The following is a 17,348-nucleotide window of genomic DNA, read 5'->3' on the forward strand; positions in this document are numbered from 1 at the left end:
CACCACGACAACGACCGACAACGACGGAGACATACCATGACAGCCCACCCTTCCCTGCTTCGCCGCTCGCTGCTGCTGCTGGGGCTCGGTGCCCTCGCCTGTGGGCCGGCGCTGGCCCAGTCGCAGGCCATCAAGATCGTCGTGCCCTTCCCGCCGGGCGGCGTGACCGACGTGGCCGCCCGCGCGCTGGCCGAGCGCATGTCACGTCTGCTGGGCGAGACGATGATCGTGGAGAACCGCCCCGGCGCCGGCTCGCGCATCGGCATCGACGCCGTGGCACGGGCGGCGCCGGACGGACGCACGCTGTTGTTCACCAACACCAGCTACAGCATCCTGCCCATCGTCGATCCGACGGCGCGCTACGACCCGACGCGGCTGCTGGCGCCCCTGGCCATGGCCGGCACCTACGGCCTGCCGGTGGTGGTGAGCAACAAGCTGCCGGTGATCGACCTGCAGGGCCTGATCGACTATGCCCGCAGCCATCCGGGCAAGCTCAGCTACGGCAGCGCCGGCCAGGGCAGCGGTACCCACTTCGGCGGCGAGTACTTCAAGCTCCTCACAGGAACGAACATGGTCCACGTGCCCTACAAGTCCACCGCGGCCGCGGCGGCCGACGTGGCAGCGGGCTTGCTGGACCTGACCTTCGATGCGGCCTCCAAGGCCTATGCGGACGCGGGCAAGGTGCGCATCATCGCGGTGACCGGTTCGCGCCGCGACCCGCGGCTGCCCAACGTGCCCACGGTGGCCGAGGCCGGGCTGCCCAAATTCACGCTCGACTCCTGGGTTGGCCTGCTGGCCCCGCAGGGCCTGCCGCAGCCACTGATGGAGAAGCTGCAGCGCGCCGCAGCGACGGCCCTGGCTGACCCGGGCCTGCGCCGGACACTGGAAGACCTGGGCCTCAATGCAGCCAGTGGCGAGCCGGGCCAACTGGGCCGCGCCATTGCGGAGGACATGACGCTCTACCGGCGCATCGTGGCCGAGGCCAACATCCGGATCGAATGAGCGATGCGCAGGCTGCCCGGGCCCGGTCCTGCGCGCCGCCGCGCTCGGGGGGCTGACCGCTCATTCGGCCGTGATGTGGTTGTCCTTGACCACCTTGGCCCAGGCGCGGGCGTCCTCGTCCAGGAACTTGCGGAAGGCCTCGGGGCCTTCGCCCACGGGCGTGAGGCCGTAGTCGAGCAGCTTGGCGCGGAAGGCCGGGTCGGCCATCACCTTCTGCGAGGTGGCCAGCAACGCCGCCTGCACGGCGTCGGGCGTGCCCTTGGGCACGAAGATGCCGTGCCAGGAGTCGCCGACGAAGCCGGGGTACAGCTCCGCGATGGCGGGCACGTCGGGCAGGCCTGCGATGCGCTGTGCGCTGGTCACGCCCAGGGCCCGTACCTTGCCGGCACGCACCTGCGGAATGGCGCCGGTGCTGGCGTCCAGCGCCACGTCGATGCGGCCGGCGATCACGTCGGGCACGAACTGGTCCTTGTAGGGCACATGGGTCATCTTCAGGCCGGCCTGGTTCAGCCACCGTGCCAGGGCGACGTGCGTGCCCTGGCCGATGCCCGCGCTGGCGTAGCTGAGCGCATCGGGCCGGGCCTTGGCCTCGCGCACCAGGTCCTGCAGCGTGCGGTACTTCGAATCCACCGAGGTCACGAGCACATAGGGCACCGACAGGATGCGCGTGACGGGCACGAAGTCCTCGGCCTTGTACGGCAGCTTCTTGTAGACGTAGGGGTTGATCGAGAAGGTGTTGTTGACCGTCCAGAGCAGCGTGTAGCCGTCGGCCGGCGCATTGGCCACGGCCTGCGCGCCGATGATCGTGCTGGCACCCGGCCGGTTCTCGACCACCACCGGCTGGCCCGTGAGGCGGGTGAAGCCCTCGCCCCAGAGGCGGGCGATCACATCGGGCGACACGCCCGGTGGAAAGGGCACCACCAGCTTGACGGCCTTGGCGGGATAGGCGGACTGGGCCAGCGCCATGCCGCCCGGCAGGCCGGCGACCAGGAGCGAAGCAACGGCCACGCTGCACAGATGGCGTCGCGAGAGAGAGGAGAAGCGCATGTCGTTTGTCTCGTGATGTTCAAGGAATGGGCACGCCGGCCGCTGGCGGGCCGGGCGTGGCCGCGGTGCGGCGACCGGGCGAGGAGGCGATCAGGCCTTCAGGTCGAGCCGGCGCACCAGCGGGGGAAAGTCGGTCATGTCCTGCCGGATCAGCGCCTCCAGGGGCGCGGGGCCGCCGCCGGCCAGCTCCCAGCCGTTGACCTGGGCGCGGGCCTTCATCTGGGTGTCGGCCAGGGCGGTGTCGAGGGCCTTCGACAGCCGGGCGATCACGGCAGCCGGCGTGCCCTGCGGCACGGCCAGGCCGATCCAGAACGAGGCATCGAAGCGCGGGAATCCCTCTTCGGTGAGCGTAGGCACCTCGGCCATGGAGCTCAGGCGCCGCAGGCCGGTCTGCGCCAGCGGCACGATGCTGCCGCCCTTGAGCGCGGGCTGGGCCGACGAGAAATCCAGCAGCGCCAGTTGCACCTCGCCCGCCATCAGGCCGGTGATGAGCGGGCCCGAGCCCTTGTAGGGCACATGCACAAGCTCGATGCCTGCCAGCGTCTTGAACTGCTCCAGGGCGATGTGGTTGGTGGCGCCGATGCCGGCACTGCCGTAGAAGAGCTTGCCCGGCTGGGCCTTGGCGGTGGCGACCAGCTCGCGCAGGCTGCGCCAGGGCGAACGCGCGGGCGTCGCCAGGATGCCCACCGCCCGCAGCGCCAAGCCTACCGGCATCAGGTCGCGTGTCGGCTGTACCGTGGCACCTTGCTGTACCAGCGGCGCGATGATGTGGTTGGAGCGCGAGGTGACCAGCACCGTGTAGCCGTCGGCCGGCGCCGCCGCGGCGGCGGCGGTACCGATCAGGCCTGCGGCACCGGGCCGGTTGTCGATCACCAGGGGCTGGCCCAGGCTGGCGCGCATGCTCTCGGCCAGGAAGCGCGCCACGATGTCCGAGGGGCCGCCGGGCGGCTGGGGCACCACGAGCTTGATGGAACGCTGCGGGTAGGCGCCCTCTTCCGCCGCGAAGGCGGACGTCGGAATGGCCAGCGGCAACGCGAGCGGCGCGATGCCGGCGAGGAAATGGCGGCGAGTGGATGCCATGGTCATGTCTCCTTGTGGTTCTGCGCTCAGCGGGCGGCGGTGATGCGTCCGCCCAGCGTCTCGGCCACCCAGTCGGCGATGTAGGCGCCGGCGTTGGCCGAGTTGTCGAAGCTGGAGTGCTGCGCGCCGCCTTCGCGGTCGGTGAAGATCTTCAGCTCGCGCTTCGGGCTGTTCACCAGTTGCTCGTAGGTGCGCTCGGCCCACTTGAGCGGGATCTGCGAATCCTTCTGCCCATGCGTGACCAGGAAGGGCACGCGGATCTTCTCGACCACGCCGTCCAGGTGCACCTGTTCGGCGATGCGCATGAAGTCGTCCATGTCCTTGGCGCCCCAGACCCAGCGCACATGCTCCCAGTAGTGCGGCACGGGAAAGCTGCCTTCCTTCTCCAGCCGGCGCTTCTGCACGTCGCGCCAGTCGTGGTTGGCCCCCCAGACCACGCCGCAGGCGAAGCGCGGCTCGAAGGCGACGGCGCGCGGGCAGTAGTAGCCACCCAGCGAGACGCCTTCGCAGCCGATGCGCTGCGGGTCGATGTCTTCGCGTGCCTCCAACCAGTCGACCACGCGGCTGGCCCAGTGCTCGGCGTCGAAGCGGGCCGTCATGCCATGCAGGCGCAGCGCCTCGCCGGTGCCGGGCTGGTCGAGCACCAGCGACGAAATGCCGCGCTGCGCCAGCCAGTGCGGCAGCCCGACGCGGTACTTCATCTCCTTGGTCGAATCCAGGCCGTTGAGCTGCAGCAGCAGCGGCGCGCGGCCCTGCACGCCCTGGGCGCGCACATAGAGGCCGGCCAGCACGCCGCCCTCGTAGGGAATCTCCACCCGCTCGCAGTTCTCGCCCGCCAGCGTGATGCCGCGCGCGAAGGTGTCGAGAAAGCGCCGGTACAGCGCCTCGCGGCCCGCTGCGCCGTGGCTCTGCATGCGCTCGGCCGTGATCAGGTAGGTGGCGGCACGGCCCAGCTTGTCGCCGGCCGAGATCAGCCGGCCGCGGGCCTCGTCCTCGGCCGCGAGTTCGCACAGCTGGTCGGCCATGCGCTCCCAGCTCTGCCGGAAGGCCAGCGACGCGGCCGCATCGGGCTGGTGCGCGGCCTCCTTGAGCGGCGCGCACATGGCCTCGATCTCGCCGATGCGGGCGCCCATCTCGATGGCCAGATCGACCGAGAGGTTCCAGACGTAGTTGGTGGGGAAGTACTTGAACATGCTTACTGTCTCCTTGCCCTTCGTCGGGCTGGTTGTCGGGGGCGGACGCGCGCCGCTCAGCTGCCGTCCGAGATCACGGTGCCGCCGTCCACCACCAGCGTCTGCCCGGTGATGAAGCCGCCGGCCGCCGAGGCCAGCATCACGGCGACGCCGGCCACCTCGTGCGGTTCGCCCACGCGGCGCAGCGGGGTGGCCGCCAGCCGGCGGGCCATGAAGGCCTCGTTGGCCATCAGGCCTTCGGCCAGCGGAGTACGGATCAGGCCCGGGGCGATGGCGTTGACGCACACGCCGCGCGGGCCCCACTCCACCGCCAGGTTGCGCGCCATCTGCGCCAGCGCTGCCTTGCTGAGGCCGTACAGGCCGATGGCGCCGTTGCCGCGCAGGGCGGCGATGCTGGCCATCAGGACCACGCGGCCGTGGCCGCGCTCGCCCATGGCCGGCACCAGCGCGGCGCACAGGGCATGGGCGCTGGCCAGGTTGACCTGGAACACGCGCGCCCAGTCTTCGGCCGGCGCCTCCAGCAGCGGCCCCGCCGGGCCCTGCATGCCGGCATTGCAGACCAGCAGGTCGATGCGCCCGAAGGCGGTGCGGGCCTGTTCGGCCAGCGCCTGCACCTGGGCGGGCACCGATAGATCGGCCACCACGGTCCGGACGGCGCCGCCGAGCGACGCGCAACGGGCCGCGATGTCGCGCAGCGCAGCGTCGTCGCGGTCCGACAGCACCAGGCTTGCTCCGTGCTGCGCATAGGCCAGGGCGATGGCCTGGCCGAGGCCGCCGGTGGCACCGGTGACCAGGGCCACCTGCCCCGCCAGCGAGAAGAGACCGGGGGCCCTGGTCGCCTCACTCAAGCTTCACCCCCACCTGGTGGATCACCTGGCCCCAGCGCGTGGTCTCGGTGCGGATCAGCTCGGCGAACTCGGCGCGGGAGCTGGGCGCCACGATCAGACCCAGGTCGGTGTAGCGCTGCACCACGTCAGGCGCAGTGACGGCCTTGACCAGTTCGTCGTGCAGCCGGTTGGCAATGGGCTCCGGCGTGCCGGCGCGCACCACCATCCCGGTCCAGCCCGGGATGTTGAGCGCGGGCATGCCCAGCTCCGCAATGGTGGGCACCTGCGGCAGCTGGGGCAGGCGCTTGTCGCTGCCCACCACGGCCAGGGCGCGGGCCTTGTTCTCGCGCACCAGCGGGATGGCACTGGGCGCCACGTCCAGCATGGCGTCGATGTGGCCGGCCATCAGGTCCTGCACCGCGGGCGCGCCGCCCTTATAGGCCACATGCGTGAGGTTGCCCTTGATCTGCCGGCGCAGCATCTCCATCCAGATGTGCGGCTGGCTGCCCATGCCGTAGGAGCCGTAGTTCAGGCCCTTGCCGCCGGCCTGCGCCGCCTTGACGAACTCCTGGAAGGTCTGGAACGGGCTCGACGCCGGCACCAGCAACAGCGTGGGCGAGACCAGCAGCCGCGTCAGCGGCATGAAGTCCTTGAGGGTGTCGTAGCTCAGCTTGGGATACAGGCCGGCGTTCATCGAGAACGGGCCGAGGTCGCCGTAGAACAGCGTGTGGCCGTCGGCCGGCTGCTGCTTGACGAAGTTGGCGCCGATCTGGCCACCGGCGCCGGGCCGGTTGTCGATGACCACCGGCTGGCCCAGGCTGGCCGAGAGCTTCTGCGCCAGCATGCGCGACAGCGCGTCGCCGAAGCCGCCGGCCGGATAGGGCACCACCCAGGTGATGGGGCGTGAGGGAAAGCCGGCCTGGGCACGGGCGGCGGTGCCCGCCAGGCCCAGTGGCGCGGCGGCCAGGGCGGCGGCGCGACGCAGCAGCGTGCGGCGGGTGGGATGGACGAAGGACGAGGCGGAATCGGTCATCGAAGAAGGTCTCCTGAATGGGTGAAGTCAAAAATCATCGGCCTCGCCGGCCGGTGCGAGCGCCCGGCACACCAGCGCACGCGCGTCGCCGTCGTCGCGCAGGCCCAGTGCGCGGGGAATGCGGTCGTCCAGTGGCGGATAGCGGCCGAACACGGCCTCCACGGCCGGCTGCGGCGCATGGCGTACCAGGGCCTGGCCGTCCACGCCGAACTCGGCCGACAGCGCCTGCACGATGTCGTCCATCGACAGGTGCAGCACGGGCAGCGGCCAGGCGCGTGCCGGGTCGTTATCGACCGGCATGGTGGCGGCATGCACCAGGTTCCAGGCGCAGCGTCGCGCCGACATCCACCAGGCCGTGGCCTGCGGCCCCACGGGCAGCGTGACGGGCTCGCCCGCGGCCAGCGCATGAAGCAGCTCGCTCATGAAGGCCGACACCAGGCCGGAAGGCGCGCGCGGCCGGGCCACGATGCCGGGCAGGCGCAGCGCGCGGCCATCGAGCCGGCCGCGGCGCGAGAAGTCCGCCAGCAGCACCTCGCAGCCCAGCTTGTGGGCGCCGTAGATCAGCGGCGGCCGCAGCGGCGTGTGCGGCGTCACCACCTCGGGCAGCGCGCTGCCGTAGACGGCGATGGTGCTGGCGTAGACGACGACCGGCGGCGCCGCGCCGGTGCCGGCCGCGGCCAGCGTGTCGAACAGGTCCAGCGTGGTGTCGAGGTTGACGCGGCGGCTCAGCGCCGGGTCGGCCTCGGCCGCCCCGCCGGGCACGGCCGCCAGATGGAAGCACACGTCGGGCGCGAGGGCGGCGATGCGCGCCAGCACCTCGTCGCTGCCCAGGTCGCCTTCCAGCCCGAGCACCCCGTCCGGCAGCATGCCCAGCCGCTGGTCTGCGGCGGCCAGGGTGCCGATGCGCTGGCCGCCTATCTGGCCCTGGCGGTGCAGCAGCGCGAGCACATGCGCGCCGATGAAGCCACCGGCGCCGGTCACGAGCACTCTCACGCTCAGTCCTCGAAGATCGCCACGGCCCGCGTCCAGCCCGCCGAGGCGCCGCGGATCTTGTGCGGGAAGCAGCAGATCGTGAAGCCATCGCCCGGCAGCGACTCCAGGTTGTGCAGCTTCTCCAGGTGGCAGTAGCCGATGTCGCGGCCGGCCTTGTGGCCTTCCCAGATCAACGCGGTGTCGCCGGTCTCGGCGATGCGCTGCGCGGTGTACGAGAAGGGCGCGTCCCAGCTCCAGGCGTCGGTGCCGGTCAGGCGCACGCCGCGCTCCAACAGGTACATGGTGGCCTCATAGCCCATGCCGCAGCCGGTGTTGACGTAGTCGGGCTGGCCATAGCGGCTGCCGGCGCGGGTGTTGACCACCACGATGTCCAGCGGCTGCAGCACGTGGCCGATGCGGGCGAGCTCCGCCTCCACCTCGGCCGCACTCACCACATGGCCGTCGGGCAGGTGGCGGAAGTCCAGCTTCACGCCGGGCCGGAAGCACCAGTCCAGCGGAATCTCGTCGATGGTCATCGACGGCCGCGCGCCGCCGGCCTTGGCGTCCTGCGTGGCATGGAAGTGCCAGGGCGCGTCCAGGTGCGTGCCGCTGTGGGTGGTCAGCGTCACCCATTCGGCGGCGGCGGCCTGGCCTTCGGGGTAGTCCTCGGCCCGCGTGCCGGGAATCAGCTGCAGGAACTCGGGCAGCGTGTCCTGGTGGGTCTGGTAGGTGATCTTCGGCGCCAGCGGCGGCGGGTCGGAGAGCACATCGTTTTCGAGATAGATCGACAGGTCGACGAAGCGGGGCATGCGGACGTGCTCCTTCAGGCGGTGGGCGGCAGGGCCTGCACCACGCGCTGGTCGATGGCGCCGAAGACCGGTGCGCCCTGCCATTGCGATTCCATGCGCACCCGTTCGCCGAAGTGCAGGAAGGGCGTTCGGCTGGCGCCGTGTTCGATCAGCTCCATGGCGCGCCGCTCGGCGATGCAGGCCGAGCCGCGCTGGCCGCCCGCGTTGGAGACGGTGCCCGAGCCCACGATGGTTCCCGCCGTCAGGCGGCGCGTGAAGGCCGCATGCGCGATCAGCTGGTCGAAGCCGAAGCTCATCTCGCCACCATTGGGATGGCCGAATCGCTCGTCGCCGCGCATCACCGTCAGGTCCAGGTGCACCCGGCCATCTCGCCAGGCCTCGCCGATCTCGTCGGGCGTGACGGCGACCGGCGCGAAGCTGGACGAAGGCTTGGCCTGGAAGAAGCCGAAGCCGGTGCGCATCTCGCGCGGGCCGAAGCCGCGCAGGCTCACGTCGTTGATCTGCACCAGCAGGCGCACGTGGCGCAGTGCCAGCGCGGCGGGACAGCCCAGCGGCACGTCGCCGACGATCACGCCGAACTCGCCCTCGAAGTCGATGCCGTGGGCCTCGTCGGGCAGCGGCAGGTCATCGTGCGGGCCCAGCAGGTCGTCGGAGCCGCCCTGGTACATCAGCGGGATGCGGTCCGAATCCGGCGCGGGCTCGATGTTGAAGGCCTTCTCCATCAGCCGGCCGTGGTTGAGGAAAGCCGAGCCATCGCACCACTGCGGCGCGCGCGGCAGCGGCGCGGCGGCCTGCGTCGGGTCGAAGGCGAAGGCCCCCTGCGCATCACCGGCGTTGAGCCTGGCGTACAGCGCCTGCAGCAGCGCCTCGGTCTGCGTCCAGCGTTCGATGGCATCGAGCATCGTGGGCGCGATGGCGTCGGCATCGACCGCCTGGCGAAGGTCGCGCGAGACGACGACGAGGCGGCCGTCCTTGCGGCCGTTCTTGAGGGTGGCGAGTTTCATGCGGGGAAGTCCTCGTTCCAGTGGATGGGGGCCTGTCCGGCCACCGGGGCGCGGAAGCTGGGCAGGGTGGTGCCACGCAGGCTTCCGAGGTAGACGGTCTGCAGATCGGGGCCGCCGAAGCTCAGGCTGGCCATCCACGGCGCCAGCGTGCCGTGGGCGGCGGCCATGATTTCGGGCGTGAGCGTGCGGGCCTCGTAGTGCGCATCGAGCGCCTGCGTGGCGGCGGGGTTGCTGTCGTCCAGCAGGGTGAGCAGCTCGCCGTCGGGCGTGATGGCGACCAGGCGGTCGGTCATGATCAGCGTGACCCACAGGTTGCCGAAGACATCGAAGGCGAAGCCGTCGGGAAAGCCGGGCAGCCGGGCCGGGCCGTACACCTCACGCTCGCCCAGCGTGCCGTCGGGCCGTACGCGCAGGCGCGAGATGCGGCGGGCGTTGCTCTCGACCACGTACATCCATTCGCCGGCGTCGTCCAGGCGGATCTCGTTCGTGCCCTCGAAGCCGTCGGCCACGATACGGGCCTGGCCCTGCGCGTCGAAGAGGGCGATGTAGCCGTCGGTGGCGCGGGCATTGATGGATTCGGTCCAGGGCTGCATGCGCGTGGTCACCGTGAGGTAGAGCCGGCCCTGCCGGTCGCGCAGCGGGAAGTTGGCCTTGCCCAGCGGCTGGCCGTCGATGCGGTCGAAGAGGCGGCGAACGCGGCCCTGGCGGTCCATCACCTCGACGGCGTCGGTGCCCCAGTTGGCGATCAGCAGGTCGCCGTTGGCCAGGAAGGTCATGCCGTTGGGCAGCGAGCCTTCGCTGCGCACATAGCGCTGGTCGAAGTCCACGGCCTCGTCGCTGGCCGGGGGCGCGGCAGGCACCACCAGCTGCTGGCTGCCATCGGGCGCGATGCGCATGGCGCCGCCGCGGGCATCGGCGGCCCAGACGGTGCCGTCGCGCTGGCACAGGATGCATTCGGGGCGCTGCAGGTCGCGGCCGACGTGGCGGATGGCGGCGCGGTCGACCTGCCAGCCGCGCAGGGGGTTGTCTCTTGTCATTGGCGGAATCTCGAAGCGGGCCGCAGTGTGGTCCGTCCGCGCCGCGAAGACCAACAGATTCGGCCGATGCGAGCCATCGGCCGGCGCGATGCCTGGGCGCGGCAGGCATGCGTGTCGCTTATCGCGCGCACCGCGGCGGCGCGTCCTTATGATCTGCGCCCCACCTGGAGACGACCTGCATGCGCTACCAACGCATCGACCTCAACCTGCTCGCCGCGCTCGACGCCCTGCTGGCCGAGCGCAACGTGACCCGTGCGGCCGAGCGCCTGCACATGACGCAGTCGGCCATGAGTGGCGTGCTGGCCCGCCTGCGGGACTACTTCGGCGACGCACTGCTCGTGCCCGTCGGGCGCACGCTGCAGCTCACGCCGCGGGCCGAGGCGCTGATCGCGCCGGTGCGCCAGATCATCCTGCAGGTGGATGCCACCTTGGGCGTGCAGCCCGAGTTCGAGCCGGCCACGGCGCGCCGGCATTTCACCGTGATCGCCTCGGACTATGTGGTGCAGGTGCTGATGGCGGAGGCGCTGCGGCGCATCGCGCAGATGGCGCCGGGCCTGAGCTTCGATGTGCGGCCCACCCATGCCGCCATGGCGCAGGACCTGGACCAGGGCCGCATCGACCTGCTGGTCACGCCGGCGCACCTGACGCTGGCCGACCATCCGCAGCAGCAGCTGTTCGAGGACACCTACCACGTCGTCGCCTGCGCACAGAACGCTGCGCTGGCGGGCGGCATCACGCCCGCGCAGTACGTGGAACTCGGCCATGTGGTCTACCAGGCCGACCTGGGCGCCAACCCCTGGTTCGAGCAGTGGTATGCCAACCAGCATGGCGCCAATCGGCGGGTGGAGGTGGTGGCGCATGGCTTCCTGCTGATGCCGCGCTTCATCGTGGGCACGAAGCGCATCGCCACCGTCCAGACCCGGTTGGCCCAGCAGTTCGTGCAGGCCATGCCGCTGCGGCTGCTCGCGCCGCCCATGCCCACGCCGCGGCTGACCGAGGTGCTGCAGTGGCACCGCCTGCGCGACGACGATCCCGGCGTGCGCTGGGTGCGAGAGGAGATCGCGGCCGTCGCGCAGCAGATGCCGCCGGTCGCCTGAACGCAGGCTGACGATCCACACCCGCGGGAGTGCGGTCGGCGCGGCGGATGACGTGGGCCGGCTGTTCGCCTACGCGGGCGGCGCGCCCGGGCCGACCCCGCAATATGCCTCGCGGCCCGACCCTCGCGGGATGACCCGAGGCTCCACCGATTCCCAAGAACCCATGGCCGCCGGCGGCTGGCAGTCGCTCAAGGCCGTGGCCCGCTACACGCTGGAGGAAGGCAATGTCGCGCAGATCACGCGCGCCCTGCTCCAGCAGAACAAGACCGACGGCTTCGCCTGCGTCAGCTGCGCCTGGGCCAAACCGGCCGAACCCCGGGTGGCCGAGTTCTGCGAGAACGGCGCCAAGGCCACGGCGTGGGAACTGACCGCGCGCCGCCTGTCGCCCGACTTCTTCGACGCCCATCCGGTGAGCGCGCTGCGCGGCTGGTCGGACCATGAGCTCGAAGCCGGTGGCCGGCTCACGGCGCCAATTCGTTACGACCGTGCGACCGACCGCTATGTCGAGGTGAGCTGGGACGAGGCCATCGCGGACATCGCGGCCCGCCTGCGCAGCCTGCGGGCCGAGGACCCGAAGTCCGCCGTCTTCTACGCGTCGGGCCGCGCCTCGCTGGAGACCAGCTACGCTTGGCAGCTGTTCGCACGGGTCTATGGCAACAACAACCTGCCCGACAGTTCGAACATGTGCCACGAGAGCACCTCGGTCGCGTTGCCGCAGAGCATCGGCGTGCCCATCGGCACGGTCCACCTGGAGGATTTCGCGCAGGCGGACTGCTTGCTCTTCGTGGGCCAGAACCCGGGCGTCAACAGCCCGCGCATGCTGCATCCGATCAAGGAGGCGCGCGACCGCGGGGTGCCGATCATCAGCTTCAACCCGCTGCGCGAATCGGGGCTGGTGCGCTTCATCGATCCGCAGTCGCCGGTGCAGATGCTCACGCCGGCCTCGACCACCGTTTCGACCCAGTACCTGCAGGTGAAGGTGGGCGGTGACCTGGCTGCCCTGACCGGCGTGGCCAAGGCGCTGCTGGCGGCCGCGGCGGCCGGCGGGCAGGGCCTGGACCGGGAATTCATCGCCGAGCACACGAGGGGTTTCGATGAGTTCGCGGCCTGGGTGACGCAGCAGTCGTGGGAAGACATCGAGCGCGAATCGGGCCTGGCTCGCGCGGCACTTGAGCGCGTGGCGGCCGTGGTGGGCGGCGCCAAGTCGGTGATCGCGGTCTACGGCATGGGCCTGACGCAGCACCGCCTGGGCGTGAAGAACGTGCAGATGCTGTGCAACCTGCTGCTGATGGGTGGCCACATCGGCCGGCCGGGCGCGGGCATCTGCCCGGTGCGCGGCCACTCCAACGTGCAGGGCCAGCGCACCGTGGGCATCACCGAGAAGCCCGAGCTGGCGCCGCTGGACCAGCTGGCCCGGCAGTACGCCTTCGAGCCGCCACGCGACAAGGGCCTGGACACGGTGGGCGCCTGCCAGGGGGTGCTGGACGGCAGCGTGCGCGCCATGCTCAGCCTGGGCGGAAACCTGCTGCGCTCGGTGCCCGACAACACTCGGCTGGAACCCGCTTGGTCGCGGCTGGCGCTGACCGTGCATGTGGCGACCAAGCTCAACCACACGCACCTGGTACCCGGCGAGGCCAGCTACCTGCTGCCCTGCATCGGCCGCATCGAGATCGACCGGCAGGCGGGCCGCGAGCAGCGCGTGTCGATGGAGGACTCGACTGGCTTCATCCATGCCTCCCAAGGCGTGGCCGAGCCGGCCGATGAGCGCCTGCGTTCGGAACTGGCCATCGTCAGCGCGCTGGCGCAGGCCGCCGTGGGCGATGTCGCCCAGGTGCCCTGGGCCGAGTGGCGCGAGGACTACGCCCGGGTGCGCGCCGCCATCGAGGCCACCTATCCGCAGATCTTCCATGGTTTCGAGAGCCGTTTCGTGCAGCCCGGCGGCTTTCCCAAGCCCAATGCGGCGCGTCAGAGGGAATGGAAAACGTCCACCGGCAAGGCCAACTTCATCGTGCCGGGCTCGCTGGTGGCCGACCCCGATGCACCGGGCCACCCGCCGCAGACGCTGCGCCTGATGACGATGCGCAGCGACGACCAGTTCAACACCACCATCTACAGCCTGGACGACCGCTTTCGCGATGTGAGCGGCACGCGCGATGTGCTCTTCATGAACGAGGCCGACATCGCCCGCCGCGGCCTGCAGCCCGGCCAGCGCATCGACGTGCGCACGGCCGCAGACGACGGCGTGGTGCGCGAGGTTCGCGGCCTGACCGTGCGCGCCTACGACATTCCCGAAGGCTGCGTGGCCGGCTACTACCCCGAATGCAACCCGCTGGTGCCGCTGTGGCACCACGCAGAAGGCAGCCATGTGCCGGCCTACAAGTCGGTGCCCATCCTTGTCCAACCCGAGAACGCCATCCCATGACCCCACCCTCCCCCGCTGCCGTCGCGCCCCTGGCCTACCGGCCCGAGTTCGAGCACACCGAGGACGACGAGCTGCAGACCGCACGCGAGCTGGGCGAAACCATGATCGCGATCGCGCAGAAGGTGCATCGCGACGAAGGTCACGCCTACCGGAGCGTGCACGCCAAGTCGCACGGGCTTCTTCGTGCCGAGGTCGAGGTGCTGTCGGGCCTGCCGCCCGGGTACGCCCAGGGCCTGTTCGCCACGCCGGCGCGCTATCCGGCCGTGATGCGCCTGTCCACGCCGCCGGGCGACCTGCTGAGCGACAAGGTGTCGACGCCCCGCGGCGTGGCGCTGAAGCTGGTGGGCGTGCCGGGCGAGCGCATGGAAGGCTCCGAGGGGGAGGTGACGCAGGACTTCGTCATGGTCAACGGGCCCGTGTTCCGCACGCCCAATGCGAAGAAATTCCTGGGCAACCTCAAGCTGCTGGCCGCCACCACCGACCGTGCGCCCAAGGCGAAGGAGCTGCTCTCGGCGGCCCTGCGCGGCGTGGAGAAGACGCTGGAGGCCGTGGGTGCAGAAAGCGGCGCGCTCAAGTCCATGGGTGCGCATCCGCTCACGCACCTGCTCGGCGAGACTTTCTTCACCCAGGTGCCGATGCTGTACGGCACATACATGGCCAAGCTGCGCCTGACGCCGGTGTCGCCGGAGCTGCGGGCGCTCAAGGACCAGGTGCTGGACATGGGCGACAGCCCCAACGCCATCCGGGATGCGGTGGTCGACCACTTCCGGACGCAGGGCGGCACATGGGCGCTGCAGGTGCAGCTGTGCACCGACCTCGACGCGATGCCCATCGAGGACGCGACGGTCGAGTGGCCGGAGGACCGTAGTCCCTACGTGACGGTGGCCCGCGTGACGGCCGGGCCGCAGAACGCCTGGAGCGAAGCGCGGGTCAAGGCCATCGACGACGGCATGGCCTTCTCGCCCTGGCACGGCCTGGCGGCGCACCGGCCACTCGGGTCGATCATGCGCGTACGTCGGATCGCGTATGCGACGGCGGCGGCTTATCGGGAGGCAGGCAATCGCACCTCGGTGGCGCAGCCGACGACGCTGGACGATCTGCCCGATTGAGGTGGCCGGCAGGCGGAAGACAGGTCGCGGCTTTGCCGCCTCTGCCGCCTTTGCACAACTTAACCCAGAGACCCCCGGGGCCGGGCCGCGGGTGCGCCAGAGTCGGGCATGGTCGCTCCTGTCCTTCCATGGCCTTGCCCCGATCCCGCTGGACCCCGCCCGTGCCGTGTGCTTGGCGGTGGATGGGCCGCCGTCTTGCTGGTCCTGCAGGGTTGTGCCGCACCGGCCGGCGCGCCTGCGCCGCCGCCTGCCCCCAGCGCCATGGCCGTGTCCGCCTCACCGAAGGCTTCCGCAGAGCCCCCCGAGCGTCCCGCGGCCTCTGCTGATCGTTGCAGCGTCGTTCTCTATGGCGACTCGATCCTGCATGGCGGTTATGGCGGCAACCAGCGGCTCGCGGAGCCGCCGGCGCGTACGCTCCAGCGGCTGCGACCACGCTACCGGGTGGAAGACCGCAGCGCCAATGGCGAGACCGCCACGGCCCGGGCCGGCCGCTTCGCCAGCGAGCCGAGGACGGCGCACTTCGTGGTGATCGCCCACGGCATCAACGATGTGGCGCAAGGGCTGCCCGTCCAGCCGCCGTTGCGGCAGATGGTGCGCCAGGCGCAGCAGGAGGGCCGGCAGGTGGTCCTGACGGGGCTCTCGCGGCCCGCGCTGGCGATGCCGGGCCGCTCGGCCGCGGATGCGGCCATCCGGCAGGTCGCCGCGGAAACGGGCGCGGCCTTTGCCGGCTGGGGCGACGTCACCCGCGGCCCGGACGAGATGGCGGATCCGCTGCATCCCGCCAAGCCTTATTCCGACCGCCTGGTGGCGCGCATCGCGCTCACGCTCGACGCGATGGCACCGGAATGCCGTTGAGGCCAGGCCTCAGCGCAGCGGCAGCCTGACCGTCACAAGCAGGCCGCCATCGACCGGCAGGCTGGCCGCGATGCTGCCGCCGTGCAGCACGACCACGCGGCGCACCAGGGACAGCCCGAGTCCCGCGCCGCGGAAGGGCTCGGCGTTCTCCAGGCGCACGAAGGGCTCGAAGATCGCCTCCAGGCTGGCCTGCGGTACGCCGCTGCCGTGGTCGCGCACGCGCAGGACGAATTCCTGCGAGCCGGGCGACAGCTCGGCCTGCACGTCGACCTGCGTGCCGACGGCGGTGAACTTCACCGCATTGCGGATGATGTTCTCGAAGGCGCGGTACAGCAGCTCGCCGTCCACCTCGGCCACGAAGGGCCCCTCGGCGTGCAGGCCGACGCCGCGGCCGGTGGCCTGGGCCTCCAGCGAGGCGTCCTCGACGATGGCCTGCAGCAGGTCCATGAGGTCCACCCGCTGGCGCGCGTCGGTGCCCGCGGCCGCCTCCAGCCGGTGCAGCGTGAGCAGTTCCTCGATCAGCACGTCCAGCCGTTCGCTGTCCTTCTGGATGCGGTCGATCATGCGTGGGACGCTGGCGCCGTCCTGGCGCATCAGACCGATGGCGGCCTGCATGCGGGACAGCGGCGAGCGCAGCTCGTGCGAGACATCGTGCAGCAGGCGCTGGCGCGATTCGGTGAGTTGCCGGAGCTGCACCACCATGCGGTCGAAGTCCCCGGCCACTTCGGCGATCTCGTCGGAGCGCCGGCCGAGCAAGGGCTTGAGCCGTACCTCCATGTTGCCGCGAGCGATCTCGCCCAGTGCCCACTGCAGCTGACGCAATGGGCGCAGGATGTACCAGGCCAGCCCGCCGCCGACCACCAGAAAGGCCAGCACACCTGAGACCATCGGGACCATCGGCACGCGCCCCAGCGTCAGCTCACCCGGGGGCGGCGAGGGAATCACACCCCCGGTCAGGCGGATATAGGCGAAGGCCCCGAGGATCGACAGCAGCATGCTGCAGCACAAGGCCAGGAAGACCTTGTAGAACAGCCGGGACCGGAGTACGCCTGCGGCCCGCATCATTCGTCCACCAGCAGCTGGTAGCCCTGGCCGCGCACGCTCAGGATCCACGGCGTGCCATCCCCGCGCAGGCCGAGCTTCTGCCGGATGCTGCTGATGTGCACGTCGATGCGCCGGTCGAAGCGCGTCAGCGGCTTGCCGAAGACCTGCAGCGAAATGTCCTCCTTGCCCACGAGCCGGCCCGCGCGGCGCGCCAGCGCCTCCAGCAGGCTGAACTCGGTGCCGGTGAGCACCAGTGGCGAACCCTTCCACTGCGCGCGCCGCGCGGCACGCCACAGCCGCAGGTGGCCGGCCTCGATCATCGGCGGTGCATCCGCGGTCCCGCCGGCCTCCCGGCTGCCGGCACGCCGCAGCACGGCCCGGATGCGGGCCGTCAGTTCGCTCGGCGTGCAGGGCTTGGGCACATAGTCGTCGGCGCCCATGTCCAGGCCGATGACGCGGTCCACGTTGTCGCCCTTGGCGGTGAGCATGAGCACGGGCACGTTGCTGCGCTCGCGGATGCGTCGCAGCGCATCGATGCCGGACAGCCGCGGCATCATGATGTCGAGCACCACGGCGGCATAGCGGCCGCTCGTGGCCTCCGCCACGCCGGTGGCCCCGTCGTGCACGGCATGCGCCGAGAAGCCTTCGCGCAGCATGTATTGGGACAGCAGCGAGGCCAGCACCTGGTCGTCGTCGATCAGCAGTACAGGGATCATGGGCCCGCGAGTATCGGTGCGGGCCGGCCGCCTGCCGCGGTGGCGGCGGCCGGCTTTGCCTACCTTAACACTCGCGTGCGTCCGCGGGCCGAAGCGCTCCC

The 17,348-nt window shown here is 71.0% G+C and carries 16 protein-coding genes; 5 read left to right on the forward strand and 11 right to left on the reverse strand.

The genetic code is table 11. The annotated features are described in order from the left end of the window. Nucleotides 1-36: 36 nt before the first annotated feature. Nucleotides 37-1,002, forward strand: coding sequence for a tripartite tricarboxylate transporter substrate-binding protein (locus ABIC63_RS07710; protein WP_354319289.1), 966 nt, complete (start codon nucleotides 37-39; stop codon nucleotides 1,000-1,002). 60 nt (nucleotides 1,003-1,062) lie between these two features. Here the strand turns inward: ABIC63_RS07710 and ABIC63_RS07715 are convergent, their stop codons facing one another. The 9 genes from ABIC63_RS07715 to ABIC63_RS07755 all read right to left on the reverse strand — a co-directional run bounded on the left by ABIC63_RS07715 (nucleotide 1,063) and on the right by ABIC63_RS07755 (nucleotide 10,004). Beyond that, nucleotides 1,063-2,049, reverse strand: a complete 987-nt coding sequence (locus ABIC63_RS07715; RefSeq protein WP_354319290.1) for a Bug family tripartite tricarboxylate transporter substrate binding protein — start codon at nucleotides 2,047-2,049, stop codon at nucleotides 1,063-1,065. 90 nt (nucleotides 2,050-2,139) lie between these two features. Next, nucleotides 2,140-3,129, reverse strand: coding sequence for a Bug family tripartite tricarboxylate transporter substrate binding protein (locus ABIC63_RS07720; RefSeq protein WP_354319291.1), 990 nt, complete (start codon nucleotides 3,127-3,129; stop codon nucleotides 2,140-2,142). Between the two features lie 26 nt (nucleotides 3,130-3,155). After that, a complete protein-coding gene (locus ABIC63_RS07725) occupies nucleotides 3,156-4,322 on the reverse strand; it encodes an alpha/beta hydrolase family protein (protein ID WP_354319292.1) in 1,167 nt (388 codons plus the stop codon). Between the two features lie 56 nt (nucleotides 4,323-4,378). Next, nucleotides 4,379-5,170, reverse strand: coding sequence for an SDR family NAD(P)-dependent oxidoreductase (locus ABIC63_RS07730; RefSeq protein ID WP_294371947.1), 792 nt, complete (start codon nucleotides 5,168-5,170; stop codon nucleotides 4,379-4,381). Then, a complete protein-coding gene (locus ABIC63_RS07735) occupies nucleotides 5,163-6,182 on the reverse strand; it encodes a Bug family tripartite tricarboxylate transporter substrate binding protein (protein WP_354319293.1) in 1,020 nt (339 codons plus the stop codon). The genes ABIC63_RS07730 and ABIC63_RS07735 overlap by 8 nt, the downstream gene beginning before the upstream one ends. Before the next feature lie 27 nt (nucleotides 6,183-6,209). Beyond that, the gene (locus ABIC63_RS07740; RefSeq protein WP_354319294.1) at nucleotides 6,210-7,175 is read right to left on the reverse strand and encodes an NAD-dependent epimerase/dehydratase family protein; all 966 of its coding nucleotides are present in this window, start codon (nucleotides 7,173-7,175) and stop codon (nucleotides 6,210-6,212) included. Nucleotides 7,176-7,177: 2 nt separating this feature from the next. Next, nucleotides 7,178-7,963: a cyclase family protein gene (locus ABIC63_RS07745; protein ID WP_294371929.1), complete on the reverse strand. Its 786-nt coding sequence runs from the start codon at nucleotides 7,961-7,963 to the stop codon at nucleotides 7,178-7,180. Nucleotides 7,964-7,977: 14 nt separating this feature from the next. Beyond that, nucleotides 7,978-8,967 carry a fumarylacetoacetate hydrolase family protein gene (locus ABIC63_RS07750; RefSeq protein WP_354319295.1) on the reverse strand — a complete coding sequence of 330 codons (990 nt, stop codon included), beginning with the start codon at nucleotides 8,965-8,967 and terminating at the stop codon, nucleotides 7,978-7,980. Then, on the reverse strand, nucleotides 8,964-10,004 hold the full coding sequence (locus ABIC63_RS07755; protein WP_354319296.1) for an SMP-30/gluconolactonase/LRE family protein: 1,041 nt from the start codon (nucleotides 10,002-10,004) through the stop codon (nucleotides 8,964-8,966). Before ABIC63_RS07755 ends, ABIC63_RS07750 begins: the two co-directional genes overlap by 4 nt. Nucleotides 10,005-10,183: 179 nt before the next feature. Here ABIC63_RS07755 and ABIC63_RS07760 point away from each other — a divergent pair, with 179 nt between their 5' ends. From ABIC63_RS07760 to ABIC63_RS07775, 4 genes are all read left to right on the forward strand, one after another. Further along, nucleotides 10,184-11,101 carry a LysR family transcriptional regulator gene (locus ABIC63_RS07760; RefSeq protein WP_354319297.1) on the forward strand — a complete coding sequence of 306 codons (918 nt, stop codon included), beginning with the start codon at nucleotides 10,184-10,186 and terminating at the stop codon, nucleotides 11,099-11,101. 130 nt (nucleotides 11,102-11,231) lie between these two features. Beyond that, complete coding sequence (locus ABIC63_RS07765; RefSeq protein WP_354319298.1) at nucleotides 11,232-13,523, forward strand: FdhF/YdeP family oxidoreductase; 2,292 nt, start codon at nucleotides 11,232-11,234, stop codon at nucleotides 13,521-13,523. Further along, entirely contained in the window at nucleotides 13,520-14,632 is a 1,113-nt protein-coding gene (locus ABIC63_RS07770; protein WP_354319299.1) for a catalase family protein, read from the forward strand. The genes ABIC63_RS07765 and ABIC63_RS07770 overlap by 4 nt, the downstream gene beginning before the upstream one ends. A 261-nt stretch (nucleotides 14,633-14,893) precedes the next feature. Continuing rightward, complete coding sequence (locus tag ABIC63_RS07775; protein ID WP_354319300.1) at nucleotides 14,894-15,487, forward strand: SGNH/GDSL hydrolase family protein; 594 nt, start codon at nucleotides 14,894-14,896, stop codon at nucleotides 15,485-15,487. 9 nt (nucleotides 15,488-15,496) lie between these two features. On the opposite strand, the gene ABIC63_RS07780 is transcribed toward ABIC63_RS07775, so the two are convergent. Both ABIC63_RS07780 and ABIC63_RS07785 read right to left on the reverse strand, forming a co-directional pair. Continuing rightward, nucleotides 15,497-16,552 carry a HAMP domain-containing sensor histidine kinase gene (locus tag ABIC63_RS07780; protein WP_354319301.1) on the reverse strand — a complete coding sequence of 352 codons (1,056 nt, stop codon included), beginning with the start codon at nucleotides 16,550-16,552 and terminating at the stop codon, nucleotides 15,497-15,499. Continuing rightward, complete coding sequence (locus ABIC63_RS07785) at nucleotides 16,549-17,247, reverse strand: response regulator (RefSeq protein WP_354319302.1); 699 nt, start codon at nucleotides 17,245-17,247, stop codon at nucleotides 16,549-16,551. Before ABIC63_RS07785 ends, ABIC63_RS07780 begins: the two co-directional genes overlap by 4 nt. Nucleotides 17,248-17,348 lie beyond the last annotated feature (101 nt).

The sequence above is a fragment of the Pseudacidovorax sp. 1753 genome (assembly GCF_040544975.1).
In the GTDB taxonomy this organism is placed as follows: Bacteria; Pseudomonadota; Gammaproteobacteria; order Burkholderiales; family Burkholderiaceae_C; genus Xenophilus.

Excerpts from the sequence above, each read along its gene's own strand:
- ABIC63_RS07710 (WP_354319289.1), top strand. The coding sequence starts at position 37 with ATGACAGCCCACCCTTCCCTGCTTCGCCGCTCGCTGCTGCTGCTGGGG.
- ABIC63_RS07715 (WP_354319290.1), bottom strand. The coding sequence starts at position 2,049 with ATGCGCTTCTCCTCTCTCTCGCGACGCCATCTGTGCAGCGTGGCCGTT.
- ABIC63_RS07720 (WP_354319291.1), bottom strand. The coding sequence starts at position 3,129 with ATGGCATCCACTCGCCGCCATTTCCTCGCCGGCATCGCGCCGCTCGCG.
- ABIC63_RS07725 (WP_354319292.1), bottom strand. The coding sequence starts at position 4,322 with ATGTTCAAGTACTTCCCCACCAACTACGTCTGGAACCTCTCGGTCGAT.
- ABIC63_RS07735 (WP_354319293.1), bottom strand. The coding sequence starts at position 6,182 with ATGACCGATTCCGCCTCGTCCTTCGTCCATCCCACCCGCCGCACGCTG.
- ABIC63_RS07745 (WP_294371929.1), bottom strand. The coding sequence starts at position 7,963 with ATGCCCCGCTTCGTCGACCTGTCGATCTATCTCGAAAACGATGTGCTC.
- ABIC63_RS07750 (WP_354319295.1), bottom strand. The coding sequence starts at position 8,967 with ATGAAACTCGCCACCCTCAAGAACGGCCGCAAGGACGGCCGCCTCGTC.
- ABIC63_RS07755 (WP_354319296.1), bottom strand. The coding sequence starts at position 10,004 with ATGACAAGAGACAACCCCCTGCGCGGCTGGCAGGTCGACCGCGCCGCC.
- ABIC63_RS07760 (WP_354319297.1), top strand. The coding sequence starts at position 10,184 with ATGCGCTACCAACGCATCGACCTCAACCTGCTCGCCGCGCTCGACGCC.
- ABIC63_RS07765 (WP_354319298.1), top strand. The coding sequence starts at position 11,232 with ATGACCCGAGGCTCCACCGATTCCCAAGAACCCATGGCCGCCGGCGGC.
- ABIC63_RS07770 (WP_354319299.1), top strand. The coding sequence starts at position 13,520 with ATGACCCCACCCTCCCCCGCTGCCGTCGCGCCCCTGGCCTACCGGCCC.
- ABIC63_RS07775 (WP_354319300.1), top strand. The coding sequence starts at position 14,894 with ATGGCCGTGTCCGCCTCACCGAAGGCTTCCGCAGAGCCCCCCGAGCGT.
- ABIC63_RS07780 (WP_354319301.1), bottom strand. The coding sequence starts at position 16,552 with ATGATGCGGGCCGCAGGCGTACTCCGGTCCCGGCTGTTCTACAAGGTC.
- ABIC63_RS07785 (WP_354319302.1), bottom strand. The coding sequence starts at position 17,247 with ATGATCCCTGTACTGCTGATCGACGACGACCAGGTGCTGGCCTCGCTG.